Origin of the sequence: Paracoccus sp. SSJ, from assembly GCF_030234105.1 — a bacterium.
GTDB classification, from domain to species: domain Bacteria; phylum Pseudomonadota; class Alphaproteobacteria; order Rhodobacterales; family Rhodobacteraceae; genus Paracoccus; species Paracoccus denitrificans.
Map to the genome: position 1 here is coordinate 41,048 of NZ_JASSPE010000019.1, position 25,480 is coordinate 66,527.

General features: G+C 67.3%; 29 protein-coding genes and 2 pseudogenes. 23 read left to right on the forward strand and 8 right to left on the reverse strand.

Annotated elements, in window-relative coordinates; genetic code table 11:
- Positions 1-7 precede the first annotated feature (7 nt).
- From QPR87_RS18440 to QPR87_RS18475, 9 genes and pseudogenes are all read left to right on the forward strand, one after another.
- Positions 8-997, forward strand: a complete 990-nt coding sequence (locus QPR87_RS18440) for an agmatinase (protein ID WP_285050728.1) — start codon at positions 8-10, stop codon at positions 995-997.
- An 80-nt stretch (positions 998-1,077) separates the two neighbouring features.
- Entirely contained in the window at positions 1,078-1,836 is a 759-nt protein-coding gene (locus QPR87_RS18445; RefSeq protein WP_285050729.1) for an amino acid ABC transporter ATP-binding protein, read from the forward strand.
- Positions 1,837-1,846: 10 nt separating this feature from the next.
- Positions 1,847-2,857 carry an asparaginase gene (locus tag QPR87_RS18450; protein WP_285050730.1) on the forward strand — a complete coding sequence of 337 codons (1,011 nt, stop codon included), beginning with the start codon at positions 1,847-1,849 and terminating at the stop codon, positions 2,855-2,857.
- A 295-nt stretch (positions 2,858-3,152) separates the two neighbouring features.
- Entirely contained in the window at positions 3,153-3,794 is a 642-nt protein-coding gene (locus QPR87_RS18455; RefSeq protein ID WP_285050731.1) for a recombinase family protein, read from the forward strand.
- A 499-nt stretch (positions 3,795-4,293) separates the two neighbouring features.
- The gene (locus QPR87_RS18460; RefSeq protein ID WP_285050761.1) at positions 4,294-4,563 is read left to right on the forward strand and encodes an ATP-binding cassette domain-containing protein; all 270 of its coding nucleotides are present in this window, start codon (positions 4,294-4,296) and stop codon (positions 4,561-4,563) included.
- 11 nt (positions 4,564-4,574) lie between these two features.
- Complete coding sequence (locus QPR87_RS18465) at positions 4,575-4,889, forward strand: TroA family protein (protein ID WP_285050732.1); 315 nt, start codon at positions 4,575-4,577, stop codon at positions 4,887-4,889.
- Positions 4,886-5,215 (forward strand): annotated as a pseudogene (locus QPR87_RS23675) (enolase N-terminal-like fold-containing protein); the annotation flags it as partial. The gene QPR87_RS18465 and the pseudogene QPR87_RS23675, both read left to right, overlap by 4 nt.
- Positions 5,216-5,297: 82 nt before the next feature.
- Positions 5,298-5,744 (forward strand): Rossmann-like domain-containing protein, encoded by a 447-nt coding sequence (locus QPR87_RS18470; protein ID WP_285050762.1) that lies wholly within the window; start codon positions 5,298-5,300, stop codon positions 5,742-5,744.
- Between the two features lie 25 nt (positions 5,745-5,769).
- Positions 5,770-5,922, forward strand: a complete 153-nt coding sequence (locus QPR87_RS18475; RefSeq protein ID WP_285050734.1) for a hypothetical protein — start codon at positions 5,770-5,772, stop codon at positions 5,920-5,922.
- Positions 5,923-6,030: 108 nt separating this feature from the next.
- Here the strand turns inward: QPR87_RS18475 and QPR87_RS18480 are convergent, their stop codons facing one another.
- Positions 6,031-6,543, reverse strand: coding sequence for an HPP family protein (locus tag QPR87_RS18480; RefSeq protein WP_285050736.1), 513 nt, complete (start codon positions 6,541-6,543; stop codon positions 6,031-6,033).
- A 54-nt stretch (positions 6,544-6,597) separates the two neighbouring features.
- Positions 6,598-7,803, reverse strand: coding sequence for an NAD-dependent formate dehydrogenase (locus QPR87_RS18485; protein WP_285050737.1), 1,206 nt, complete (start codon positions 7,801-7,803; stop codon positions 6,598-6,600).
- A gap of 259 nt (positions 7,804-8,062) precedes the next feature.
- On the opposite strand from QPR87_RS18485, the pseudogene QPR87_RS18490 reads away from it, so the two are divergent.
- Positions 8,063-8,617, forward strand: a pseudogene (locus tag QPR87_RS18490) (arginase family protein); the annotation flags it as partial.
- 93 nt (positions 8,618-8,710) lie between these two features.
- On the opposite strand, the gene QPR87_RS18495 reads toward QPR87_RS18490, so the two are convergent.
- Genes QPR87_RS18495 through QPR87_RS18505 form a run of 3 tightly spaced genes read right to left on the reverse strand, consistent with a single transcriptional unit; the run spans position 8,711 to position 10,058 of the window.
- Complete coding sequence (locus QPR87_RS18495; RefSeq protein ID WP_285050763.1) at positions 8,711-9,223, reverse strand: NUDIX hydrolase; 513 nt, start codon at positions 9,221-9,223, stop codon at positions 8,711-8,713.
- Positions 9,142-9,516, reverse strand: coding sequence for a LysR family transcriptional regulator substrate-binding protein (locus QPR87_RS18500; protein WP_285050738.1), 375 nt, complete (start codon positions 9,514-9,516; stop codon positions 9,142-9,144). Before QPR87_RS18500 ends, QPR87_RS18495 begins: the two co-directional genes overlap by 82 nt.
- Positions 9,513-10,058: a LysR family transcriptional regulator gene (locus tag QPR87_RS18505; protein ID WP_285050739.1), complete on the reverse strand. Its 546-nt coding sequence runs from the start codon at positions 10,056-10,058 to the stop codon at positions 9,513-9,515. Before QPR87_RS18505 ends, QPR87_RS18500 begins: the two co-directional genes overlap by 4 nt.
- A gap of 249 nt (positions 10,059-10,307) precedes the next feature.
- On the opposite strand from QPR87_RS18505, the gene QPR87_RS18510 reads away from it, so the two are divergent.
- Entirely contained in the window at positions 10,308-11,519 is a 1,212-nt protein-coding gene (locus tag QPR87_RS18510; protein WP_230998838.1) for an MFS transporter, read from the forward strand.
- Between the two features lie 133 nt (positions 11,520-11,652).
- Here the strand turns inward: QPR87_RS18510 and QPR87_RS18515 are convergent, their stop codons facing one another.
- Entirely contained in the window at positions 11,653-12,264 is a 612-nt protein-coding gene (locus QPR87_RS18515; protein WP_285050740.1) for a substrate-binding domain-containing protein, read from the reverse strand.
- Positions 12,265-12,344: 80 nt separating this feature from the next.
- Between QPR87_RS18515 and QPR87_RS18520 the strand changes: the two genes are divergently transcribed.
- From QPR87_RS18520 to QPR87_RS18530, 3 genes are read left to right on the forward strand one after another with little or no spacing between them, the layout of a single operon-like run.
- Positions 12,345-13,406 carry an ABC transporter substrate-binding protein gene (locus tag QPR87_RS18520; protein ID WP_285050741.1) on the forward strand — a complete coding sequence of 354 codons (1,062 nt, stop codon included), beginning with the start codon at positions 12,345-12,347 and terminating at the stop codon, positions 13,404-13,406.
- Entirely contained in the window at positions 13,403-14,443 is a 1,041-nt protein-coding gene (locus tag QPR87_RS18525; protein WP_285050742.1) for a FecCD family ABC transporter permease, read from the forward strand. The genes QPR87_RS18520 and QPR87_RS18525 overlap by 4 nt, the downstream gene beginning before the upstream one ends.
- Positions 14,436-15,188, forward strand: coding sequence for an ABC transporter ATP-binding protein (locus QPR87_RS18530; RefSeq protein ID WP_230998842.1), 753 nt, complete (start codon positions 14,436-14,438; stop codon positions 15,186-15,188). The genes QPR87_RS18525 and QPR87_RS18530 overlap by 8 nt, the downstream gene beginning before the upstream one ends.
- A gap of 60 nt (positions 15,189-15,248) precedes the next feature.
- Here the strand turns inward: QPR87_RS18530 and QPR87_RS18535 are convergent, their stop codons facing one another.
- A complete protein-coding gene (locus QPR87_RS18535) occupies positions 15,249-17,342 on the reverse strand; it encodes a TonB-dependent receptor plug domain-containing protein (RefSeq protein WP_285050743.1) in 2,094 nt (697 codons plus the stop codon).
- A 115-nt stretch (positions 17,343-17,457) separates the two neighbouring features.
- On the opposite strand from QPR87_RS18535, the gene QPR87_RS18540 reads away from it, so the two are divergent.
- Both QPR87_RS18540 and QPR87_RS18545 read left to right on the forward strand, forming a co-directional pair.
- On the forward strand, positions 17,458-17,679 hold the full coding sequence (locus QPR87_RS18540) for a hypothetical protein (RefSeq protein WP_139171644.1): 222 nt from the start codon (positions 17,458-17,460) through the stop codon (positions 17,677-17,679).
- A 16-nt stretch (positions 17,680-17,695) separates the two neighbouring features.
- Positions 17,696-17,905 (forward strand): TOBE domain-containing protein, encoded by a 210-nt coding sequence (locus tag QPR87_RS18545; RefSeq protein WP_285050744.1) that lies wholly within the window; start codon positions 17,696-17,698, stop codon positions 17,903-17,905.
- A gap of 116 nt (positions 17,906-18,021) precedes the next feature.
- Here QPR87_RS18545 and QPR87_RS18550 read toward each other — a convergent pair whose 3' ends face one another.
- Positions 18,022-18,981: a LysR family transcriptional regulator gene (locus QPR87_RS18550; RefSeq protein ID WP_285050745.1), complete on the reverse strand. Its 960-nt coding sequence runs from the start codon at positions 18,979-18,981 to the stop codon at positions 18,022-18,024.
- A gap of 165 nt (positions 18,982-19,146) precedes the next feature.
- Here QPR87_RS18550 and QPR87_RS18555 point away from each other — a divergent pair, with 165 nt between their 5' ends.
- The 7 genes from QPR87_RS18555 to benD all read left to right on the forward strand — a co-directional run bounded on the left by QPR87_RS18555 (position 19,147) and on the right by benD (position 25,449).
- On the forward strand, positions 19,147-20,337 hold the full coding sequence (locus QPR87_RS18555; protein ID WP_285050746.1) for a muconate/chloromuconate family cycloisomerase: 1,191 nt from the start codon (positions 19,147-19,149) through the stop codon (positions 20,335-20,337).
- A gap of 2 nt (positions 20,338-20,339) precedes the next feature.
- The gene (catC, locus tag QPR87_RS18560; RefSeq protein ID WP_285050764.1) at positions 20,340-20,630 is read left to right on the forward strand and encodes a muconolactone Delta-isomerase; all 291 of its coding nucleotides are present in this window, start codon (positions 20,340-20,342) and stop codon (positions 20,628-20,630) included.
- Positions 20,631-20,697: 67 nt separating this feature from the next.
- On the forward strand, positions 20,698-21,636 hold the full coding sequence (gene catA / locus QPR87_RS18565) for a catechol 1,2-dioxygenase (RefSeq protein WP_104493739.1): 939 nt from the start codon (positions 20,698-20,700) through the stop codon (positions 21,634-21,636).
- Positions 21,637-21,753: 117 nt separating this feature from the next.
- Positions 21,754-23,112, forward strand: coding sequence for an SRPBCC family protein (locus QPR87_RS18570; protein WP_285050747.1), 1,359 nt, complete (start codon positions 21,754-21,756; stop codon positions 23,110-23,112).
- Positions 23,109-23,597 (forward strand): benzoate 1,2-dioxygenase small subunit, encoded by a 489-nt coding sequence (benB, locus tag QPR87_RS18575; protein WP_011747503.1) that lies wholly within the window; start codon positions 23,109-23,111, stop codon positions 23,595-23,597. Before QPR87_RS18570 ends, benB begins: the two co-directional genes overlap by 4 nt.
- 41 nt (positions 23,598-23,638) lie before the next feature.
- Entirely contained in the window at positions 23,639-24,667 is a 1,029-nt protein-coding gene (gene benC / locus QPR87_RS18580) for a benzoate 1,2-dioxygenase electron transfer component BenC (protein WP_011747504.1), read from the forward strand.
- Positions 24,664-25,449 carry a benzoate diol dehydrogenase BenD gene (gene benD, locus QPR87_RS18585; protein ID WP_285050749.1) on the forward strand — a complete coding sequence of 262 codons (786 nt, stop codon included), beginning with the start codon at positions 24,664-24,666 and terminating at the stop codon, positions 25,447-25,449. Before benC ends, benD begins: the two co-directional genes overlap by 4 nt.
- Positions 25,450-25,480 lie beyond the last annotated feature (31 nt).

Genomic DNA, 25,480 nt, shown 5'->3' on the forward strand with positions numbered 1-25,480 from the left:
ACCATTCATGACCCGCAAGCTGACCTCGGCGCCCAAGCATGGCCATACCAGCATGCTCTATTCGACCGTGCATACCGACCTGGACACGCTGGATGCCGATATCGCCTTTCTGGGCATTCCCTATGGCTCGGCCTATACCATGGACGAGGTGACGAACGACCAGACCCGCGCGCCGACCGCGGTGCGGCAGGCGACGGACCGGGCGGTGCGGCTGCTCGACCGCTACGACTTCGACATCGGCGGCACGCTCTACGACGGGCGCGACGTGCGCGCGGTGGATTGCGGCGACGTGACCGGGGATCCGGCCGACCCCAAGGCGCATTCGCGCAATGCCGAAGAGGCGGTGCGCAAGATCCTGGCCGCCGGGGCGCTGCCGCTGATCATCGGCGGCGACCACGGCATCCCGATCCCGGTGCTGCGCGCCTATGACGACCAGGGGCCGATCACGCTGATCCAGATCGACGCGCATCTGGACTGGCGCGACCAGATCAACGGCGTGCATGACGGGTTGTCGAGCCCGATCCGCCGCGCCTCGGAAATGCCGCATGTGCAGGAGATCTTCCAGATCGGCATCCGCGCCCAGGGCACCGCCCGCCCCGAGGAATACGAGGCCGCGCAGGCTTACGGCTCGAACATCGTCACGGCCTACGAGCTGCACGAAAAGGGCATGCAGGCGATCCTGGAGCGCATCCCGGACGGTGGGCGCTATTACATCACCGTCGATGCGGATGGCGTCGATCCCTCGGTGATGCCGGGCGTGGCCGGGCCGGCCTTCGGCGGCGTGACCTATTGCCAGATGCGCGAGTTGCTGCACGGGCTGGTGCGCAAGGGCAGGGTGGTCGGCATGGACATCGTCGAGATCACCCCCGCGAAGGACGTGAACCAGCTGACCGCCATCGCTGCCGGGCGGTTCTTCGTGAACCTGGTCGGCGCCGCCGTCCGCGCCGGCTATTTCGATCAGCGGATCAGCCAGCGCGCCGCCCGGCCCGCCGCCTGATCGCCCACGGCCCCGTCCCGGCATGCCGCCGGGACGCGGGCGCCAAAGCACGCCATTCCCAAGGACTCAGGAGGTCAGCCATGCCCGATCCAGACGCCTCGCCCGCCGCGCCGATCATCTCCGTCGCCGGGGTGAACAAATGGTATGGCGCGTTCCAGGTGCTGACCGATGTCAGCCTGTCGGTCGCCAGGGGCGAGAAGGTGGTGATCTGCGGCCCCTCCGGTTCGGGCAAGTCGACGCTGATCCGCTGCCTGAACCAGCTTGAACAGCACCAGGAGGGCTCGATCGTCGTGGACGGCATCGAACTGGGCCAAAGCGAAAACGCCGCGCAGGCGGTGCGGCGCGAGGTCGGCATGGTGTTCCAGCATTTCAACCTGTTCCCGCATCTCGACCTGGTGCAGAACTGCATCCTGGCGCCGATGTCGGTGCGCGGCATGTCCCGGCGCGCGGCCGAGGCGCTGGCGGTCGGGCTGCTGGAGCGGGTGCGGCTGGGCGAGCACGCGCATAAATATCCCTCGCAACTGTCGGGCGGCCAGCAGCAGCGCGCCGCCATCGCCCGCGCCTTGTGCATGGAGCCGCGGGTCATGCTGTTCGACGAGCCGACCTCGGCGCTGGACCCCGAGATGGTGGGCGAGGTGCTCGACACCATGCGCGGGCTGGCGGCCGAGGGCATGACGATGATGATCGTCACGCATGAGATGGGTTTCGCCCGGCAGGTGGCCGATCGGGTGGTGTTCATGGATCGCGGCCAGATCGTGGAACAGGCGCCCCCCGCCGCGTTCTTCGGCGCCCCGATGCATGAGCGCACCCGGCGTTTCCTCAGCCAGATCCTGCATTGAGGGGGCGGGTATGGCGCCCCGGATCGTCGCGCTGGTCTCGACCGGCGGCACCATCGCCTCGCGCTTCTCGGCCGATCACGGCGGGCTTTTCAGCATGGACGGACCCGAGGCGCTGCTGGCGCCGGGCCTGCCGGCGCTGCGGGTGGATCCGTTCTGCAACCTGGGCAGCAACCGCATCGACCTGGCGCTGTCGCTGAGGCTGGCGCAGCGGATCGCGGCGCATCTGGCCGATCCCGATGTAGCCGGCTGCGTGGTGACGCATGGCACCGACACCATGGAAGAAAGCGCCTTCCTGGCCAGCCGGGTGATCGGGTCCGAGAAACCGGTGGTGTTCACCGGGGCGCAATTCGCCGCCGACAGTCCGGCGCCGGACGGGCCGGGCAATCTGGCGGCGGCGCTGCGGCTGGCGGCTTCGCGCAAGGCGCGGGGCCTGGGCGTGGTGGTGGTCTTTGACGGCAGCGCCTATGCCGCCGAGGATGTCACCAAGATCGACGCCCAGGCCCGCGCCGGCTTTGCCGGGCCGCATTTCGGCCCGGTGGCCCGTATCGGCCGCGCGGGCATCCGCCTGCTGGCGCGGCCGCCGCGGCCCGCCCCTCTGCCGGCGGCGGGCATCAGCCCTGACGTGGCGCTGCTGCCTGCGGCGATGGGCATGGATGGGCGCAGCATCGACGCGCTGGTCGCGGCCGGTATGCAGGGCATCGTGATCGAGGGCTTCGGCTGCGGCAACGGCACGCCCGAACTGGTCGCGGCCGTGGCCCGCGCGCGGAGCCGGGGGGTGACCTGCGTGGTGACGACGCGTTGCCTGCGCGGCGAGACGCGACCGCTTTACGCCGACGGCGGTGCGCTGGACCTGCAGCGCGCCGGGGCGATCCTGGCGGGCCGGTTGCAGGGCAAGAAGGCCCGTATCCTGCTGGCCTTGCTGCTGGCCGGCCGGCGCGGGTCGGTCACGGCAAGGGATTTCGGGCATGATTGCCGCGATCCCGGCCAAGGGCGCGAACTCGGGACCGGCAGGCCGGATTGATCGCCCGAGCCGGATTTCCGGCCTTGGGAATGTCCCGCGCAGCAAGGAGCGGGCAGGAAATGCGGGCCGCGTGGATCACGACTGGCTTTGGCACGCTCTTCGACCGCAGGAAAGCCGGGGCAGGGTCGGTCGCCGTTTCGTTTCCCCGCGAAGAAAGTTTTTCAACCAAAGATGACGTTCCGGGCAGTCGGCTGGCAACGTGTCTTTCATTATGTTTGTATAAATATAACGAATCCCATGACGAGACGGCACGACCAGCTCCTTGATCGAGACCCTTTGAGCACCGGAAGCGACCATGACCCGATATGTCATCTATACCCGCATCGGCCCCGACGATTTGGGCCGCGCCGACGCAAGCCTTGCGGCACAAGAGCGCGACATCCGATTTTTCCTGTTCGAGCGGGATGCGGAGGGCAATGTCGTGGCGCGGCGATGCGATCAGGCAGCCGGGGCGGGGAAGGTCGGTGGGGAACTGATCGAAGCTCTCGCACTATGCCGGGACATGGGCGCCACGCTTCTGGTGGCGCGCATCGACCGCCTGCCTTTCGATGAGGCGGGCTTTGCGGCCTTTCTTGCGGAATCCGAACTGGACCTGAAAGTCGCGGCGCTGCCGGACGCGCAAAAGCCGGACCTTCTTGCCCATGCCCGCCTTCTGAGGGAAGAGCGGCGTTTCGATGCCCGGCGTGCCGCACGATACCTGTCGCGAAGCCAGGTAAAGAGCTGGCAATGCACCGTCGCCCATGCCGAAGCGGAAAGCGTCGAGCAGATCGCGCGGATCGCCTTGCCCCTCAGGGATGGCGGCGCGACTTTGCGCGACATCGCCTCGGCCTTGAACCGGGTCGGCCTGACGACCGCGCGCGGCACGGCCTGGCGGGCGAACCATGTTTCGCGAATCCTGCATTACATGGACAGCCAAAGGGCCGGCGGCGGGTTCTGAGCCCTTCCGCGCGGGTCGGGCCGGCCCCTGTCTCGCCTCATTGCCCGGGGTCCGCATGACGATGGGCGTTTTCGAAAGACGGGCGGGCTGCCTGCGGCAAACGGATGCCGAGCCGGTTCGACGGGTTGATCGCCGGCGTGGTCCTGGATCGGCGGAATGCCCGCCGGAACCGTGCCGGCAAGGCGTTCAGCCAGATCGGAGAGACGCTGGTTTCCTGCCTTCGGCCGGGGGCCGGCTGTGCAGCGGGAGAGAGTTTCGGCCTATCGGGCAATATGCCCTTTGGCTTCCTTTCGCTATGTTTATATAGACACAACGATTCGCCGGGATGCGAGGAGGAGACGGGGTGGTGGTTCGTATCGGCAAAGGACCGGCCGCATTGGCATCGGGTCGGTCCATCCCGGCCGTCGCGCAGGCGCTGGCGCAGGGATCGGCGGGAACGGATCGCTTTGGCCACGCCCGGCGGCAGGGGTGATGCGGATGGGCGCAGCGGCTGGAGAATATCGGCCTCGCGCCGGATCCGGGCGAGGTGCTTTGCGTGCCCGGGCCAAACGGCGCGGGTAAGACGACGCTGCAGCGCTGCCTGATCGGGGCGCTGACGCCTTCGGGGGCTCGATCCTGCCGGGCGCGCTTTATGGCCGTATCATCCGCGATGCCAACGACCTGCCGCCCTGGGCGCGGCAATCGGGCCGCTGGGCCTGGCAGGACGTTTTCGCGCCGCAGCTTGCCCAAAGCCCCCGCGTCGAGGATGCCCAGCGCAACCTGGCGCTGACCACCGAGGTCGTGCTGGCCGCCGATCCCGACATCGTCATCGTCGGCGACCCGGCCCATGTCGCCCGCCTGGACGAGGATGCCAACCTGTCGCAACTGCGCGCGGTGCAGGAGGGCCGGATCCTCGTCGTGCCGATGGGGGCGCATATCCGGGCCAATCGCACGGTCGAGCAGCCGCTGACCGTGCTGTGGGCGGCCTCGCATTTCCATCCCGGCCTTTTCCCCGAGGCCGAGTTGATCGCGACGGTGCGGGACTTCTGCAAAAGCTTCTTCGGGACGGAACTCGACGACGGGCAGATCCGCACCATCCTGGGGGGCAGGGTATGAGCGTCCCCCGCCCAAAGGACACCGGCGAAGGCGCATCGTATCTTGAACGGACCTGCGATGCCGTGACCCGAATACTCGGGCCCGAGGCCGAGGCGCGGACCGTCGGCCGTGCCACGCTGGGGCTGTTCTTCGTCGCCGTCACGCTGGACAGTGGCCATACCGGGCTGTGCGCCACGCCGCTGAAAGACATCCCCGAGGCGGTGTGCTGCCCCTCTTCGGCCATGGCGATGCCGTTTCCCGGCAAGCTGCGGGGCATGGGGGCGCTGCGGCTGGCGCAAGAGGCGCTGTCGCATACGGGGCTGCGCCGCGCGCTCGGCATCGCGGCGCTGAACGCGCTGGCCCATCTGGCCGCCGAGCGTCGCGGGCCCCCGGGGCTATCGCGTTGTCGAGAATGCCGACGCCTTCGACATCGCCCGCATCCGGCCCGACGAGACGGCGGTTGTCGTCGGTGCCTTCGGTCCGTTCCTCAAGGCGCTGCGCGGCATCGGCGCGCTGCATTTCGTGCTGGAAAAGGATCCGGCCACGCTGCGCCCCGACGAGATGGAGCATTTCCGCCCCGCCGAAAGCTATCCCCGCATCGTGCCCCGGGCGGAGGTGTTGCTGATCACCGGCACCACGCTCGTCAACGACAGCCTGCCCGGGCTGATCGCCTGTGCCCGCCCCGAAGCGCGGGTGGTGCTGGTCGGCCCGACCGTGCCGATGCTGCCCGACGCCTTTCTTGACCGCCGGGGCATGATCCTGGGCACCGTGCGCGTCGCCGATGCCGAGGCGCTGCATGAGGTGCTGGCGCAAGGTGGCTCGGGCCATCACTTCCTCGGAAAATACGCGCCCAGGATCGTTCTGGCGCAGGATTGAACGCAACGCTTGAAAGGACATGCAGATGAGCGACGATGCAAGGACCGTGACGCTGACCAAGATGTGCCTGAAGCATGGCATCGGCATCCCGCGCGAGGGCGCGTTGGCGGTGCGCTTCCAGGCGGCCTTTCTGGCGGTGCCTTACGACGACGAGGCCGGAGAATGGCGCATGGAGTGAAAGAAGGGCGGCTTTGCCGAATCCAATGCCCGGCTCAAGGCGTTCCTTGCCGAACGCGGGGTGGGCGTGGTCCATGTCGACAAGTGTTGAGCTGCCGATGACCCCGGTTCAGCCCGGATAGGCCCGCATCGAGATCAGCCGGTGATAGGCGGTGGCGACCGCCACCAGCGTCACCGTTCCCGCCAGGATCGGCACGCCCGGAAAGGACCAGCCCGCGCCGCTCAGGATCACCACCAGCGGGTCGCCGCCCGCGGGCGGATGCAGGGTTCCGGTCAATTGCATGACGGCGATGGCCAAGCCGACCCCGACCCCCATGGCCAGGACGGAATCGCCGATCAGGTTCAGCACCAAAAGCCCGACCAGCGCCGACAGGAGATGCCCGCCGATGACGTTGCGCGGCCGTGCCAGCGGGCTTTGCGGCAGGGCGAACAGCAGCACGCAGCTTGCCCCGAAGGGCGCGATCAGCAGCGCATGCTCCAGCGATTGCGCAAGCCCCGCCAGCAGCCAGATCGCGACTGCCCCGCCCAGGCCCGAAACCAAGGCGGGCAGCAGGTTCAGGCGGACATAGACGGCCAGGACCGGCGGCTTTTCCCGTTCTGCAGCCTGTGTTTGCGAATACATGTCATCCTCCCCGGAAAAGGCCCGCGCGAGAGGGACCGCGCGGGCCGGCAGGCGTCAGCCGACCTTCTCGAACTTCGCGGCCTCTTCCGAGCCGCCCGTCGCATTGCCCTTGGAATAGGAATGCGCGCCCACGCCGGCGAGGCCGCCGCCCTGCACGATCAGGTATTCGTCGCGGATCGGCCGGCGCTCGAAATGGCATTCCAGGATTTCGCGCGTCCCGGCCGCATAGCGCGCCTGCGCCGAGAGCGAGGTGCCCGAGATATGCGGCGTCATCGCGTTATGCGGCATGGTGCGCCAGGGGTGGTCCTGCGGCGCCGGCTGCGGGAACCACACGTCGCCGCCATAGCCGGCCAACTGGCCGCCTTCCAGCGCGCGCGCCACCGCGGCGCGGTCGCACAGCTTGCCGCGCGCCGTGTTGACCAGGTAGGCGCCGCGCTTGAACAGCTTCAGCGTCTCGTCGTTGACCATGTGCTCGGTCTCGGGATGCAGCGGGCAGTTCAGCGTGACGATGTCGCAGGCGGGATACATGGCCTGCGGCGTCTCGTGCCAGGTCAGGTCCAGCTCCAGCTCGACCTCGCGCGGCAGGCGGTGGCGGTCGGTATAGTGCAGGTGCATGCCGAAGGGCTTGAAGCGGCGCAGCACCGCCAGGCCGATCCGGCCGGCGGCCACGGTGCCGACATGCATCCCCTCGATGTCGTAGGAGCGGGTGACGCAATCGGCGATGTTCCAGCCGCCCTTGGCCGCCCAGTCATGCGAGGGGGTATAGTTCCGCACCAGGTTCAGCGCCGTCATCACCACATGCTCGGACACGCTGATCGAATTGCAGAAGGTGACCTCGGCCACGGTGATGCCACGCTCCATGGCGGCTTGCAGGTCGACATGGTCCGAGCCGATGCCGGCGGTCAGCGCCAGTTTCAGCTTGGGCGCCCTGGCGATGCGCTCGGCGGTCAGGTAGGCCGGCCAGAACGGCTGCGAGATGACGACCTCGGCATCGTGCAGGTGCTTTTCCAGCTCGCTGTCGGGGCCGTCCTTGGACGAGGTCACCACCAGTTCGTGGCCCTGCGATTCCAGATAGTTGCGTAGGCCAAGCTCGCCCGAGACCGAACCGAGCAGGCTGCCCGGCACGAAGTCGATCGCCTTGGGCGTCGGCAGGGTCTGCCCGTCGGGATAGCGCTCGATCACCGGCAGCGAATCCCGGGCGTAAGAGGTCGGATAGCCGTCGACCGGATCGTCGTAGAGCACGCAAACAACCTTGGCCATGTGTCTTCCTTTCCATTCGTGAGGCAGCCGGAAGCCCCGCCCCGCGCCGTGGATCGGCGCGAGGGAATGCGGGCCTGTCCCTTGGATGGGCAGGCGGGCCGGCAGATGCCGGGCGATGTCGGGGCTTTCCTCCCTGGATGCCTCGGGGGTTGCACGAGGTGTCTTGTGGACAGGGCCGAGCCTGCATCCCGTCGCATGCAATCGCAAATCGGAGTTTTTCAACGATCCATGGACGGCTTCGATGATGCCGCGCGGCGACATGCGATTTTCCTGCGGTTCCGGCGGGTTGGGAGCGGGTTTCGCATCGGTCGCCGGCCAGTGCCCGCTGGTCGTCGCCAATACCTGCTCGGCCAGCATCGCCACCCTGCCGGCGGCGGCGCGGATGATCGACGGGTTGCGCGTGCTGTGGGTCGATGCGCATGGCGACTTCAACACGCCGGAGACGACCGGGACCGGCTATCTTGGCGGCATGGCGCTGGCCGGGGCCTGCGGCCTGTGGCGGACCGGACATGGCGGCGAGGTGTCGCCCGCGCGCGTCGCCCTGTTGGCCGCCCGCGACATCGATCCGCCCGAAGAGGCCCTGTTGGCACAGGCCGGCGTGCATCGGTTCGCGGCGGGGGCCGAGCCGGAAACGGTGCTGGCCGCCCTGGGCGAGGGGTCGATCTGGCTGCATGTCGACTGGGACGCGATGGAGCCCGGCACGATCCCCGCCGCCTATTCCGTTCCCGGCGGGCTTATGCCGGGCAGGCTGCGCGCCTTTCTGGCCGCCATCCCGCCGCAGCAAATTGCCGGGGTCGAGCTCGCCGAATTCGAAATGCCGGGGACGGCGCAAGCGGCGCAGGGGGCCATCGCGACCATTCTGGACATCGTCGGCCCGCTGCTTCCACCCCCGGGCGATGAGCCGGGGCTAACCGGCCTGCTGCGGCGCGAAGGCGCCCGAGCCCCAGCGCGGCAGGATCTCCTCTGCACTCAACGGCGCGAGGGGGATGTCGTCGCATGCCGGATCGACCCAGCGCGCCTCGGCGCCGGGGACGATTTCCGCACCCTCCGGCAGATGCAGCAGGAACAGGTCGGCGACCACCTGCCGGCCGGGCTCGTTCGCGGCGCGGGCACGAAACCGGCCCAGGGCGCGCATCTGTCCCGCATCCACCCGCAAGCCGGTTTCCTCGGCAAGCTCGCGGCACAGGGCGGCTGCGGCGGTTTCCCCGGCGTCGATCTTGCCGCCGGGCTGCTGGAAGGCATGCGCACCGGCAGCGTCCGGCCGTCTGGGCGCATGACCAGTCCCGCTGCGATCATGATGTCCATCCGGCTCTCCTTTCGTGATCCGGTGGGGCGGGACTAACCCGCCCGCATGGCGCTGAAAAGCCGCTCGGCGGCGGCGCGCAGGGCGCAGTCCTGCAAGGCGCGTACCATGGGGGATTGCGGCATGCGATCCGCCAGCACCAGCACGATCTCTTGCGCGTGCCCGGGTTCGGTCAGGGGCATCAGCCGCAGATCGGTCACCCCGGTAAAGACCATGCCGAAGGTATGCGGCAGGATCGCGCACCAGGGACCGCGCCGCAGATGCGCAAGCACGCCCAGGAAGGAGTTCGTGGCGATCTTCGGCGCCAGGCGAACCCCGGCCCGTGCGGCGATGGCATTCAGTATCCGGCGGTTCTGCATGTCGCCCGACAGCAGGCAAAGCGGCCGTGCTGCCGCCTCGGCCCAGGTCACGCCGGCCCGTCCGGCAAGCTCGTCGCCGCTGCGGCAGGCAAAGACGTAATGCTCGGATACGGCGGAAAGCAGCGCACATGCTGCAAAGGCTCGTTGTCGAGATAGGTCATGCCGCCGTCGATCTCGAAATTGTCCAGCCCCTTCTGGATCAAGCGCGAGGACATCGACCGCAGCTCGATCTCGGCGCGCGGATGGCGCGCGACGAAGGCTTCGGTCAGGATCGACGCCGCAGGCATGGCCGCCGGGATGATGCCCAGCCGCAGCCGCCCTGTCAGGCCGCCGCTGTCCCTGCCGGTCAGGTCGTCATGCAGGCTGTCGTAATCCGCCAGGATCTGCCGACCCCAATGCAGCACCTTTTCGCCCTCGGGCGTCAGCGCCAGGAAACGGTGGCCCCGGACGATCAGGCCCAGGTTCAGCTCGTCCTCGAGCTTGCGGATCGCATGGGACAGCGTGGGCTGCGTCACGTTGCAGCGCTCGGCCGCGCGGCCGAAATGCTGCTCTTCGGCGAGCGTCACGAAGAACTTGAGGTGGCGTATCAGCATGGCCGCGGTCCGGTGCTATCGCTGTCGTCGTCATAGCGAAGCTGGCATATCGGCAAGCTGCGGAACTGCCCCGCACGAAAGGCGAAAGCGGCGGAACATGCAAGGGCATGGTCCAGGCCGTCGCGCCGCGCGGCCGGCCGGGAGTGCCGGAGCGGCCAGCCGCCCTTGCCCATGCCGCGCTTTCGGGTCACAGATATGGCCCGAGGAACCGGACATCCCGCCCGCCCATCTTCCGGAAAGCTTGCCGACATGACCACCGCCACCATGCCCGTCGCCCGCGCCAGAACCCATGTGACCGTGCTTCTGCTGCTGGGCCTGACGCATCTGCTCAACGACATGATGCAGTCGCTGATCCCTGCCGCCTATCCGATCCTCAAGGATGCCTATGGGCTGGATTTCGTGCAGATCGGCATGATCACCCTGACATTCCAGATCGCCGGGTCGCTGCTGCAGCCGGTGATCGGCATGGTGACGGATCGCCATCCGGCGCCCTATTCGCCGGTGGTGGGCATGATGTTCACCCTGTCGGGACTGGTCAGCCTGGCCTTTGCCCACAGCTACGCGGTCGTCCTGGTCTCGGTGGCGCTGATCGGCATCGGCTCGTCGATCTTCCACCCCGAGGCGACGCGGATGGCGCGCTATGCGGCGGGCGGCCGGCAGGGGCTGGCCCAGGGAATCTTCCAGGTCGGCGGACAGGCGGGCGGCGCGCTGGGGCCCGTCTTTGCGGCGCTGGTCATCGTGCCCTGGGGCCAGCCGAGCCTCGCCTGGTTCGCGGTCGCCGCCCTGATGGCCATGATGCTTCTGGTCTGGATCGGCAGCCGGCAGCGGCAGATCAGCGCCGAATTCGTGGCGATGCGCTCGGCCGGCAGGAAGGGTGGCGGCGGTCACGTCGCGCATGCGCCCTTCACCATCGGCGTCGGGCTGGTGGTGCTGACGCTGCTGATGTTCTCCAAGAACGCCTATGGCGAAAGCTTCCGCTCGTTCTACACCTTCTACCTGATGGACCGTTTCGGGCTGTCGATCCCCTCGGCGCAGATGATGCTGTTCGTCTTTCTTCTGGCCTCGGCGGCGGGGGCGCTGATCGGCGGTATCGTCGGCGACCGCATCGGACGCTATCGCATCATCTGGATCTCGGTCCTGGGGCCGCTGCCGCTGACACTGGTGCTGCCCTATGCGGACCTGTTCTGGACCGGCGTGCTGACGGTGGCGATCAACCTGATCATGGCCAGCGCCTTCGCCTCGATCCTGATCTATGCGATGGAACTGCTGCCCGGCCGCATCGGGTTGATCGGTGGGCTGTTCTATGGGCTGAACTTCGGCCTTGGCGGCATCGCGGCGGCGATCCTCGGCGGGCTGGCCGAAAGCTACGGGGTCGAGACGGTCTATCGGTTGTGCTCGTTCCTGCCGCTGGCCGGGTTGCTGGCCTGGTTCCTGCCCAGGATCGACGACGGCAGGGGATAGGGCAGGCAACGAGGTCAGGGAGGAAGGAAACCGTGACCGCGCAGCAGGCCGCCTGCCTCGGCGCCCTGCAAGTCGTCAAGGAACCGGCGTGCAGGGGCAGAGGAACCCTGCCGCGCGCAGGCGCAGATCCGGGTCAGGGGCGCCAGTTCCAGCGGCAGCGGCAGGATGCGCGTTCCGGGCAAGGCCCCGCGGTCTGCCCCGCCGTCGTTCCATAGGCGATCAGCAAATCCGCCCGGTCCCCGTGCAATGCGTCCAGCGCCGGGCTGCGGGGTGCCGCGTCCCGGTTGGGTAGCGAGGCGCCGTAAAGGCTGGTGCAGCGGTCGCGAAGCCCGCGCCAGCGCCCCGGATCCGTTGCCGCAAGCCGGTCGAGAAAAGCTGCCGCATAATCCCCGCCGGGGTCCGCGCCGGGGGTGGACATGCCGATGCGCCAGCGCGGATTTTCAAGAAACGCCAGCGGGTCGCCGATGGAGGTGTCCAGGCCGGGGCGGACCACCAGCACCATGCGGTTTCTGGCGATGGTGCGCGCCGGGCCGAACAGGCCCTCGCGATGCAGCAAGGCCGGACCGTCCGGGCTGGCCGACACGAAGACATCGGCGGGCATGCCGTTCCGGATCGCCTCGGCCAGCAGTCCGGCGGGGCCGCGATGGACCTGCACCTCATGCCCCGTCCTTGCGGTGAACGCGTGGGCGAATGCCGAAAGGGCAGGAGCCAGGCTGCCCGCCACGGCGAAAGTGATTTGCGACATTCCCATCCTGTCCTGCATCTCTCGATATGCTTAACTAGATATATCGAATCGCCTGCGCGCGACAGACCGGAGAGATATTGATGACAAGACATGATCGCCCGACGGCGCGCCTTGCACTGGGCCTGTCGCTTGCGCTGGGGCCTGTCTCGCCCGCGCTTGCCGACCGGATCGTCACCGACCAGATCGGGCGCGAGGTGACCGTTCCCGACACGGTCGAGCGTGCCGTCGTCTTGCAGCACCAGACGCTGAACATCGCCGTGCAGCTTGATGCGCAAGGCCAGGTCGTCGGCGTGCTGGACGAGTGGACAAAGCAGCTTGGCCCCGGTTTCGCGCGGCTGGCGCCGGGGATCGAGGATCTCGGCACGCCCGGCGGCCTGACCAGCGTGAACATCGAGGAATTGCTGGCGCTGGATCCCGACGTCGTCTTCGTGACCAATTACGCGCCGGCAGAGATGCGCGAGCAGATCGAATCCGTCGGCCTGCCGGTGGTGGCGATCTCGTTGCTGGAAGTCCCGCCGGAAGAGGCGGTCAAGCAAAGCCCCGTGGTCGGCGGCGATGAGGCCGCGGCCTATGACGCCGGATTCCGCCAGGGCGTGCGGCTGATCGCCGAGGTCTTCGGCAAGGTCGAGGCCGGCGAGGAGCTGATCGCGGCGGCGACGGAGTCGCGGGCGCTGGTGGCCGAACGGCTGGCCGACGTGGTCGAGGGCGATCGCGTCCGCGCCTATATGGCGAACCCGGACCTGACGACCTATGGCACCGGCAAATATACCGGGCTGATGATGGCTTGCGCGGGTGCGAAGAACGTCGCGGCAGAGCAGATCCAGGGCTACAAGCAGGTCACGATGGAAGAGATCCTGGGCTGGAACCCGCAGGTCATCTTCGTGCAGGACCGCTATCCGCAGGTGGTGGACGAGATCAAGGCCGGCCCCTCCTGGCAGCCTATCGACGCGGTCAAGGAAGGCCGGGTCTGGCTGATGCCGGAATATGCCAAGGCATGGGGCTATCCGATGCCCGAGGCGATGGCCCTGGGCGAGTTGTGGATGGCCAAGACGCTTTATCCCGAGCGTTTCGAGGATATCGACATGGATGCCCGCGCCGACGACTATTACCGCCGCTTCTATCGTGTGCCCTATCGGCCGTGACCGCCGCGCTGTCCGTTGCCGCAGCGCGACGCGAGACCCGCATCCTGTGGGCGCTGGCGGCGGTGCTGGTCCTTACCGCCGTCGCTTCGCTTGGTGTCGGGCGCTTCGACATCCCGCCGGGAAGCGTGGTTCGGGTCCTGCTTTTGCCCTGGCTTGCGCCGGCCGAGCCGGTCAGCCCGATGGAATGGAGCGTGGTCGTCGTGGTCCGCCTGCCGCGCGTCGCCATGGCCGTGCTGGCCGGGGCGGGGCTGGCGCTGGCGGGGGCCTCGCTTCAGGGACTGTTCCGCAATCCGCTGGTCGGTCCGCAGGTGGTGGGCGTTTCGTCGGGGGCGGCCTTTGGCGGGACGCTCGCGATCCTGTTCGGCTGGCAGTATCTGGGGCTGGTGGGCGCCGCCTTTGCCTTCGGGCTGTCGGCGCTGGTGCTGGTCTGGCTTTTCGCCTCGGTCGTGTCGCGCAGCAATATCCTGGTGCTGGTGCTGGCGGGGGTCGTGGTCTCGGGCTTTTTCGGGGCGCTGGTCAGCCTGGTGCAGTTCACCGCCGACAGCCAGGACAAGCTGCCGGTGATCGTGTTCTGGCTGCTGGGCAGCTTTGCCACCGCCGACGCGGACAAGGCGGCTCTTCTGGCGGGGCCGGTGCTGCCCTGCGCGGCTGCGCTGCTGGCGCTGCGCTGGCGGATCAATATCCTGTCGATGGGCGACGAGGATGCCCGTGCGCTGGGTGTGCCGGTCGCGGGGCTTCGCTGGCTGCTGCTGGTGCTGATGGCGATGATCGTCTCGGCGCAGGTGGCGGTTTCCGGCATGATCGGTTGGGTCGGGCTGGTGGTCCCGCACCTGGCGCGGATGCTGGTCGGAGCCGATCATCGGGTGCTGCTGCCGGCCTCGGCGCTGCTCGGCGGATCGTTCCTGCTGCTGGTGGACAATGCCGCGCGCAGCATGAGCGCCTCGGAAATTCCGCTGGGCATCCTGACCGCACTGATCGGCACGCCGATGTTCGCGGCCCTGCTGTGGCGGACGCGGGAAAGGCGGATGGATGGCTGAGCCGCTGATCCGCGCCGAAGGGGCCGCGCATTCCTGGGATGGAACCCGCTGGCAGTTCCGCGACCTGGATTTCGCGGTCGCGGCGGGCCAGGTCACGGCCGTGCTTGGCGCCAACGGCTGCGGCAAGTCCACGCTGCTGCGGGTCGCCACCGGGCTGCGCGCACCGACCCGGGGGCGGATCACGGTGGCCGGCACCGCGGCGCTGGTGCCGCAGGACTTTGCCCGCGCCTTTCCCTATCGCGTGATCGACATGGTGCTGATGGGTCGCGCGCGCCATATCGGATTGCTGCGCATGCCGGGGCGCCGCGACCGCGAGGCGGCGATGGAGGCGCTGGCGGTGATCGGCCTTGCCGACAAGGCGGCCGAGCGTTTCGACGCCTTGTCGGGCGGGCAGCGCCAGATGGTGCTGATCGCGCGCGCCATCGCGGCCGAACCCGCGGCGCTGTTTCTGGACGAGCCCGCCTCGGCGCTGGACCTTGGCAATCAGGACCGGGTGCTGCGGCTCGTGCGCGTTCTGGCCGATCGCGGGCTGGCCGTCGTCATGACCACGCATCAGCCCAACCACGCGCTGGCCGTCGCCGACACGGCGCTGCTGATGTTGCCGGAGGGGGCGGTCTTTGGACCCTGCCACGAGGCCCTGACCGAGACCCGGATCGAGATGCTTTACGGTTTGCCGGTGAGGATCCTCGACGTAAAGGCGGCCGACCGCGGGTTCCGCTCCGTGGTGCCGCTCTATGGCGGATAGGATGCTGGAACCGGGGCGCTGCGGCGAAGGCTTCGGGAAAGCCGCAGCGCCCCCGGGGTTTCAGAAGGTTACGCGGGTCGTCAGGAAGAACGAGCGGCCCGGCTCGGGATAGCCTTCGACCAGCTGATAGTTCCGGTCGAACAGGTTGCGGATGCCGAACACGACGCTGGCCTGCTCGGTCGCCTGCCATTCGGCATCCAGATTGGCCAGTCCGAAGCCGCCCATGCGGGTATAGGCGATCTGCGCCGGATCGTCGGGCTGGATCGCGCTTTCCGACAGGCGAGAGCTGGAAAACTCGACCGAGGGCGAGATGGTCAGGTTGTCCATCGCCCGCCAGTCGAGCCGCAGATAGGCGCTGTGGCGCGGCGTGTCGGTGGGGCGGTAATCGGCGCGGATCGGATCGGAGATGTCCCGGTGCAGATAGGTATAGTTCGCCACCAGCCCGAAGCGGTCGCCGAGTTCCCAGCTGGCCACGACCTCGAAGCCCTTGTAGGTGCCGTCGCCGACATTGCGGCTTTGCGACAGGGCCTCGCCCTCGTCGTTCAACTCGCCGGTCGGCACCGACTGGATCATGTCCTTGACCTTGCTGTAGAACAGCGCCGTCTCGATCCGCGCAGGGCCCAGATCGCCGCCATAGCCAAGCTCGACATTCAGCGCGCGTTCGGATTTCAGGTCGGGATTGGGCACGGCCGAGCCGAACCGCGTGCTGTAGCGGTCGAAGAGCGTCGGGAAACGGGTGCGCGAGGACAGGCTGGCATGGAATTCCCCGCGGGAATCGGGCTGCCAGATCGCGGCCAGCTGCCAGTTCACCGCATCCGAAGAGCCGGTCGGCAGGCCCGCATCATCGGCGGTGCGGTCGGCCTTCAGCACCTCGGCGCGGTCGTAGCTGATCCCGGCGATGACGCTCAGGTCGTCGCGCGCCTGCCAGGTGTTCTCCAGCGCCAGCGACCAGGTTTTCTCTTCGCTCACCTCGGTCGGGTCGGCACCGCCGCCCAGGCCGGGCTGCGAAAACTGGATCGACCGGTGCTTGTCGCGGCGATAGTGCAGCGCACCGCGCAAGGTGTTGGCCGCGCCCAGATCGGCCCCCGCCTCCAGGCTCAGCCCCCAGGCCCGGTCCTTGTAGCGGCTGTCGAAGGCACGCCGCTCGGTCTGGGCGGAATGGCTGGCATCGTCCCAGGCCGACAGCAGGTTGTCGAAGCGATTGTAATAGGCCCGCGTCTTCAGATAGCCGCCGCCCAGTTCGGTATGGGAATAGAAGGCAAGGCTGTCCAGGTCCCATTCCGGCCATGTCCAGTCGCGTTGCCAGCCCTGGCCCGGTCCGGGCGCGTCGGTGATGCCGCGAATGGGCTGGTCGATGTTGTAGGGGGCCTTTTTCGAGCCGGTCTGGCGCGTATAGCTGAGCACATATTCGTCGCTTGCGTTCGGCGTCCAGCCCGCCTTCAGGTTCAGGCGGCTGTCGTCGGTGTCGCTGTTGTCGCGCAGGCCCGCGCCCTGCTGCGGTCGCGGCTCATAGTCGCGCGACAGGTAGAATCCGTCGCTGTCCCGCTGCATATGGCTGCCCTGCAGCCAGTAATCCTGTTGCCGCGTGCCCAGCGACAGAAAGCCGCTGCGTGCCGTCACGTCGCCGCGGTTCCCGGCCTCGATGCCCAGGCGCGCCTCGCCCTCGAAAGGCTGGGTCGGCTGGCGCGTGACCAGATTGATCGCGCCGCCCATGCCGCCCGGCCCGTTCAGGACCGAGACATAGCCCTTTTGCAGCTGGATTTCGGCCAGGTCCGGCGTCAGGAAGCGGCCGTAATCCAGTCGGTTGTCGGCGGGCAGATAGACGCGGATGCCATCGACCGACAGCGGAACCTGAAAGCGGTCGAAGCCCCGGACATGGATCAGCCGCTCGTTCCGGCTGCCGCCGGTATTGCCGACCTGCACTCCGGGCGCGACCCGCAGCGCGTCGTCCAGCGAGGTGCGGTTGCTGCGCAGGACCTCGTCGGAGGTCACGCTGGTCGTCGTGCCGCCCCGGCTTTCGTCGCTGTCCGCCGTCAGGGTGATCGTGCCCAGCACGAAGATCTGGGACGGCTCGGCCACCTGCGCCGCGACCGGCGTTGCCGCCCAGCCAAGAATGGTGGCGCAGAGCAATCCCGCCTTTGTCGTGACCCGCATCCATGTCCCTCCTGAAATGACCCTCCGCCATCGGAGAGAATCGTTATGTTTGAATAAACATAATGAAATCGAGACGGATGAACATAGGCCAGTGGCGTTGAAAGACTTTCTTTCCATGGTGTTGCAGATCGGGCCGGCCGGGGCCGCTACAGGTCTTGCCAGCGGCCATCGATGCGTTCCAGTGTCCAAACGGCTGATCGTGAACAGGTTCGGCAAGCAGGAGGCTGTGGGCCGCGGAAAGGGCAAGGCGCGACCGCTGCCGGCCGACCGGGACCAGGTTCCGGCATGGCTGCAGGCGGCCTGCCTTGGCGAAGCCGCCCGATCCACAGTTGATTGAAAAGAGGAGCTTACAGATGAGACTCAGCGCAAGAAACGTCCTGCCCGGCACCGTGACCGAGATCGTGACCGGGGCGGTCACCAGCCATGTCCGCATCGACCTGGGCGGCAGCGTGGTGACCGCCTCGATCACCAATGACGCGGTGAAGGAGCTTGGCCTGGCGGTCGGCGGTCGCGCCTCGGCCGTGATCAAGGCGTCGGATGTCATGGTCGGCGTCGACGATTGATCCTTGTGCCGTTTCCCGCGGCTGCATGAAGGGGCCGTGCCGGTGCTGGCGTTTTCGACGCGCAGCGGTGGTCCACCGGCGGATTAAGGCCCCTGGGCGTAGTGCGGGCAGGGCGCCTATCTTCCTGATGGTCCCGGGCCTTTCTCCCCGGCAATCGGGGCGCGAAGGTTGTTGGCCTCCAGCCAGACCGGGTTTTCGGCATACATGTCCCGGATCAGTTGCTTGACCAGATCGAGATAGCGCGACGTGTCGCCCGCACGGTGATTGAGGATGACCGGAGAGGTCGCCCGCGGGCTGTCGATTATCCGATACCTCACGTCCGACCGCATCTGCCGGGCCGATGAGGGGATGATGCAGATGCCCGAATCCGCCGCGACCAGCCCCAGCGCCGTCTGGATTTCGCGCACCTCCAGCACATCGGCGGTGCGTATGCCCTCTTCTTGCAGCAGGTTGATGATCTGGTCGGCATAGCTTGGGCGTGGTTCCTTGGGATAGACGATCAGCTTCTGCCCGGCCAGCGCAGCCAGGGGCAGCGGTGCGGGATCCCGCGCCAGGGACGTGTCCTGGGGCAGGGCGGCCACAAGCCGTTCCTCGCGCAGGACGGTGCCGACGACATTCGGGTCGCTGTGCCTGAGGCGGCCGAAGCCGATGTCGATCCGCCCTTCCTTCAGCGCGGGGATCTGCTGGATCGACAGCATCTCAAGCAGCTGGATGTCCAGTTCGGGCACATTCTGGCGCAGCTTCCTGACCAGCGACGGCAGCCCGCCGTAAAGCGTCGATGCCACGAAGCCGATGGACAGCACCCGGTTCCGGTTCAGCCCGACCCGGCGCGTCGCATCCTTCATCTGATCGACGCGCCCCAGCACCTGAAGCGCCTGCTCATAGAACAGCCGTCCCGCATCCGTCAGCTTGATGGGCCGGCTCTTGCGCAGGATCAGGACGACGCCCAGTTCCTCCTCAAGAAGCTGTATCTGGCGGCTGAGGGGCGGCTGGGCGATGTTCAGGGACTGCGCCGCGCGGGTGAAGTTCCGTTCCCGCGCGACGGCGGTGAAATAGCGCAACTGTCGCAGGTCCATCGCCATCCCCAGGGTTTCAAGAGCAAGAAGAACGATTGTTTTTGGTATTCTGTGCCGCAGCAAGCGGCTGATCAACCGTATTTTCTTTCCTATAATACCTTTCAGGTATCGCGGTAAACCCAAATGGTGTTGGACACATGATGGCGCCCGACGCAGTTTGGCGCCATGAACAAGTCATTCGCCCCCCTCGCCCCAGCCTCGGATATCCGCCCGGTCGTTTCGCGTGTGGAAACGGTGATCGTCGATCTGCCGACGATCCGGCCGCACAAGCTGTCGGTCGCGACGATGAACGGGCAGGTGCTGATGCTTGTCCGCGTGCATTGCAGCGACGGGATCGTCGGCATCGGCGAGGGCACCACGATCGGCGGCCTGGCCTATGGCGGCGAAAGCCCCGAAAGCATGAAGACCAACATCGACACCTGGTTCGCGCCGGTGATGGTCGGCCAGGATGCGACGCAGGTGCAGGCGCTCATGGCGCGGATCGGCGGGATGGTGCGCGAGAACCGCTTTGCCAAATCGGCCGTGGAAACGGCGCTGCTGGATGCGCAGGGCAGGCGGGTCGGCCTGCCGGTCAGCGAGCTTCTGGGCGGGCGGCGGCGCGACCGGCTGCCGGTGGCCTGGACGCTGGCCTCGGGCGACACGGCGCGCGACATCGCCGAGGCGGAGCGGATGCTGGATCTGCGCCGCCACCGTGTCTTCAAGCTGAAGATCGGCGCCCGCGGGGTCCGTGACGACATCGCCCATGTGGCCGCAATCAAGGCCGCGCTTGGCGACCGCGCCGCGGTGCGCGTGGACGTGAACATGGCCTGGTCCGAGGGCGAGGCCGCCTTCGGCATGGCCGCCCTGGCGGATGCGGGCTGCGAACTGGTCGAGCAGCCCGTGGCGTCGACCGCGGCCCTGACGCGGCTGGTGCGCCGCTTTCCCGTGGCGCTGATGGCCGACGAATCCCTGACCGGGCCGGAAAGCGCCTTCGAGATCGCGCGCGTGCAGGGCGCGGATGTCTTTGCCGTCAAGCTGGAGCAAAGCGGCGGCGCCTTCAACGCGCTGCGCGTCGCGGCCATCGCCGATGCGGCCGGGATCGGGCTTTACGGCGGCACCATGCTGGAGGGCGCGGTGGGCACCGCAATCTCGGCCCACGCCTTTTCGACCTTTGCCAACCTGCAATGGGGAACCGAACTGTTCGGCCCCCTGCTGCTGACCGAAGAGATCCTGGCCGAGCCGCTGGACTACGGCGATTTCGAACTGACCGTCCCCCGAGGTCCGGGCCTTGGCGTGACGCTGGATGAGGATCGCGTCGCCTTCTTCGCCCGCGACGGCATCCGCAAGACGATCAGCCTGCCAGGCGGAAAGGTGTGACGATGCTTTATCATGTGCTCATGGACGTGAAGATCCCGCGCGACCTGCCGGCCGAAGAGGCGGCAGAGATCATCGCGCGCGAAAGGGCCTATTCGCAGGCCCTGCAGCGCAGCGGCAAGTGGCGCCATATCTGGCGGGTCGCCGGGCAATACGCGAATGTCAGCATCTTCGACGTTCGCGACAATGCCGAGCTGCACGAGATCCTCTCGGGCCTGCCCCTCTTTCCGTTCATGAACATCGAGGTCACGCCGCTTTTGCGCCACCCGTCGGCGATCAGAGAGGATGACAGCTGACCATGCCCACGGGCCGGTGGAGGGGCCGGCCCACCCCAGTTTCCAAGCGAATCCAGGAGGAGAGACAATGACCGTCAAGATTTTCGACCGACCCGACACCCAGGCGTTCCTGAAGGAACTCAGCGGGCTGAACAACGACAGCGGCAATCCGCGCATGAAGCAGATCGTGCATCGGCTGATGTCCGACCTGTTCAAGGCCATCGACGATCTGGACATTACCCCCGACGAATACTGGATGGGCGTGGCCTGGCTGAACGATCTGGGCGCGGCCGGGCAGGCCGGGCTGATCTCGCCGGGCCTGGGGGTCGATCACTTCATCGACGAACGGCTGGATGCCATCGACGCCTCGCTGGGGATCGAGAACCCCACGCCGCGCACCATCGAGGGGCCGCTCTATGTGGCCGGCGCCCCGGAATCCGTCGGCTTCGCGCGGCTGGATGACGGCACCGACACCGACGGCCATACGCTGGTCATGCACGGCACGGTTTACGGATCGGACGGCAAGCCGCTGCCCGGCGCCAAGGTCGAGGTGTGGCACTGCGACACCCGCGGCTTCTATTCGCATTTCGATCCGACCGGCAAGCAGGCGCCCTTCAACATGCGCCGCACGATCATCGCCGACGAGAACGGGCGCTACAGGTTCCAGAGCATCCTGCCCAGCGGCTATGGCGTGCCCCCCGGCAGCCCGACCGAAAAGCTGTTGACGGCGCTTGGCCGCCACGGCCAGCGTCCGGCGCATATCCATTTCTTCGTCAGCGCCGACGGTCACCGCAAGCTGACTACGCAGATCAACATCGAAGGCGATCCGCTGATCAACGACGACTTCGCCTATGCCACCCGCGAAGGGCTGGTGCCCTCGGTCGTCGAACGCACGGACGAGGAAAGCATCCACGCCAACAACCTCAACGGCCCCTTTGCCGAGATCGCCTTCGACATCCACCTGACCGCCCTGGTCGACGGCGTCGACAACCAGGTCAACGAACAGCGTCGCCGCGCCGCAGCCTGACCGGCAATCTCGGGCGGCCCCCGGCAGGGGCGGCTGCCCGGTCCGAACCAAACCTTTCATCACCGACATCTGGCAGGGGCCGGCCCGCGAAAGGCGCCTCCCCTGGGAGGGAAACTCATGTCCGCGATCATCGAAAAGGCACGCGACCTGGATCATCTGCTGGCAACGGCCGTGCAGGACGACAAGGAGGCCGGCCTCTACCGCTGCCGCCGCGACATCTTCACCAACGAGGATCTGTTCGCGCTGGAGATGAAGCACATCTTCGAAGGCAACTGGGTCTATCTGGCGCATGAAAGCCAGATCCCCGAAACCAACGACTATTACACCACCTGGATCGGCCGCCAGCCGGTGGTCATCACCCGCGACAAGACCGGCGCGCTGAATGCGGTCATCAATGCCTGCGCCCACAAGGGCGCCATGCTGTGCCGCCGCAAGCAGGGCAACAAGGGCAGCTTCACCTGTCCGTTCCACGGCTGGACCTTTTCCAACACCGGCAAGCTGCTGAAGGTCAAGGATGCCAGGACCACGCAATATCCCGACCAGTTCGGCAAGGACGGGTCGCACGACCTGACCCGCGTGGCCCGCTTTGAAAGCTATCGCGGCTTCCTGTTCGGCAGCCTCGATCCCAATGTGGCCTCCCTGGACGAATTCCTGGGGGAAACGAAGATCATCATCGACCAGATCGTCGACCAGGCCCCCGAGGGGCTGGAGGTTCTGCGCGGCAATTCCTCCTACATCTATGACGGCAACTGGAAGCTGCAGATGGAAAACGGCTGCGACGGCTATCACGTCAGCTCGGTCCACTGGAACTATGCCACCACCATGGAGCGCCGCAGCGAAACCGGCACCAAGGCGGTCGATGCCAACGGCTGGAGCAAGTCCGTCGCCGGCGTCTATGGTTTCGAGAACGGCCATATCCTGCTGTGGACCAACACGAAGAACCCCGAGGTCCGCCCGGTCTATAACCGCCGCGAGGAAATCGCCGCCCGGCTGGGCGAAGAGAAGGCGGGCTTCATCGTCAACCAGACGCGCAACCTGTGCATCTATCCGAACGTGTTCCTGATGGACCAGTTCAGCACCCAGATCCGCGTCGTCCGCCCGCTTTCCGTCGATAAGACCGAGGTCACCATCTTCTGCTTCGCTCCCAAGGGGGAAAGCGCCGAGGATCGCGCCCATCGCATCCGCCAATACGAGGATTTCTTCAACGTCTCGGGCATGGGCACCTCGGACGACCTGGAGGAATTCCGTGCCTGCCAGACCGGCTATGCGGGCACCGTGACCCTGTGGAACGACATGTCGCGGGGCGCGCCCCTCTGGATCGACGGGCCGGACGAAAATGCCCGGCGCATGGGGCTGAAGCCGCTTCTGTCCGGCGAACGCAGCGAGGACGAGGGGCTGTTCGTCTGCCAGCACGAATACTGGGCCAAGGTAATGCGCGAGGCGCTGTCGGCCGAAAAGATCGGAGCCGTCGCATGACCCGGGACTACGATGCCATCTGCGCCTTTCTCTATCGCGAGGCGCGCCTGCTCGACGACCGGCAATGGGACGAATGGCTGACCTGCTATGCGCCGGATGTCACCTACTGGATGCCCGCCTGGGACGACAACGACCAGATCACCGAGGATCCGCAGTCGCAGATCTCGCTGATCTACTATCCCAGCCGGGACGGGCTGGAGGACCGGGTGTTCCGCATCAAGACCGAGCGCTCGGGCGCATCCACGCCCGAGCCGCGGACCAGCCACACCGTGGCGAATGTCGAGGTGGTGGCCGACCGGGGCGCCGAGGTGGATGTCCGCTACAACTTCCACACGCTGAACCACCGCTACAAGGTCACCGACCAGTTCTTCGGAACCACCTTCGCGACCCTGCGCAGGACGGCCGACGGCCTGCTGATCGCGAACAAGAAGATCGTCCTGAAGAACGACTACATCCGCCAGGTCATCGACGTCTATCACGTCTGACGGCCGCCGGACCCAAGCACAACCGCAAGGAGGAGGCGACCATGTGCTACAGGATCGCACTGAACTTCGAGGACGGGGTGACCCGCTTCGTCGATTGCAAGGCGGGCGAAAAGGTTCTTGATGCCGCGTTCCGCAACAGGATCAACCTGCCGATGGACTGTTCGGACGGCGTCTGCGGCACCTGCAAGTGCCGTGCCGAAAGCGGTGCCTACGACATGGGCGAGGATTATATCGAGGACGCCCTGACCGAGGACGAGGCCGCCGAGGGCCTTGTCCTGACCTGTCAGATGGTGCCGTCCTCGGACTGCGTGCTGTCGGTGCCGACGACCTCGCTGGCCTGCAAGACGGGCCAGCAGCAATTCGCGGCCACCGTGACCCGGATCGAGCCGCATCACGACGCGGCCGTGGTGCTGGAACTGGCGGTGGACGACCAGGACGCCGCACCGGCCTTCCTGCCGGGGCAATATGTCAACATCGACGTGCCGGGCAGCGGCGACCATCGATCCTATTCCTTCAGCTCCGCTCCGGGCGAGCATCGGCTGGGCTTTCTGATCAAGAAGATCCCCGATGGGCTGATGGGCGGCTGGCTGGCCCGCGCCAGGCCCGGCGACCGGCTGACCCTGACCGGGCCGATGGGCAGCTTCTATCTGCGCGACGGCGACGGCCCGCTGCTGTTCCTGGCCGGCGGCACCGGCCTTGCGCCGTTCCTGTCCATGCTCGAGGTTCTGGCCCGCGCCGGTTCGCGGCGCCAGATCCACCTGATCTATGGCGTGACGCGCGATCTGGATCTGGTGCTGGTCGATCAGGTCGCGGCCTATGCCGGCCGCCTGCCGAATTTCACCTTCGCGACCGTCGTGGCCGATCAGTCTTCGGAGCATCCGCGCAAGGGCTGGGTCACGCAGCACATGCCGCAGCAGATGCTGGCGGCGGGCGGGGTCGAGATCTATCTGTGCGGTCCTCCGCCGATGGTCGATGCCGTGCGTCGCCATCTGGACGAACAGGGCATCGAACCGGCCGGCTTTCATTACGAGAAGTTCACGCCGAACGCGCCGTTGAAGGCCACCGCATGACCGGGGCCGTTTTCGCCGGGCGTTTCTCCGGCAAGGTGCTGGTGGTGACGGGGGCGGCACAGGGCATCGGCCGTGCCGTCGCCCTGCGCGCGGCCGCCGAGGGCGGCAGGGTTCTGTTCGTGGACCGGGCCGATTTCGTGGCCGATGTGGCGGCCGAGGCCGGGGGCGAGGCTGCGGCCTTCCATGCCGATCTGGAAACCTGGGAGGGCGCCGAGGCTGCGATGCGCCATGCCGCCCGGATCTTCGGCGGTATCGACATCCTGATCAACAATGTCGGCGGCGCGATCCGCATGCGGCCCTTTGCCGAGTTCAAGCCCGCCCAGATCGACGCCGAGATCCGGCGATCGCTGATGCCGACGCTGTATTGCTGCCGCGCCGTCCTGCCGCATCTGACGGCGCGCGGCGGCGGCACCATCGTCAACGTTTCCTCGAACGCCACGCGCGGTATCCACCGGGTTCCCTATTCGGCGGCCAAGGGTGGCATCAATGCCGTCACCCAGTCGCTGGCGATGGAGCTGGCCCCCCGCAACATCCGCGTGGTCGCAACCGCCCCCGGCGGCACCGAGGCACCGCCCCGTCGCATTCCGCGCAATGCCGAGGGCGACAGCCCCGCCGAACGGCAATGGATGGCCGAGGTCGTGGACCAGGTGAAGCAGTCCGCCTTCATGAAGCGCTACGGCAGCATCGAGGAACAGGCCGCGCCGATCCTGTTCCTGGCGTCCGACGAGGCATCCTACATCACCGGCAGCATTCTGCCCGTCGCGGGAGGCGACATCGGCTGATCCGATCTTCAAGCGGACAGGACAACAGGGA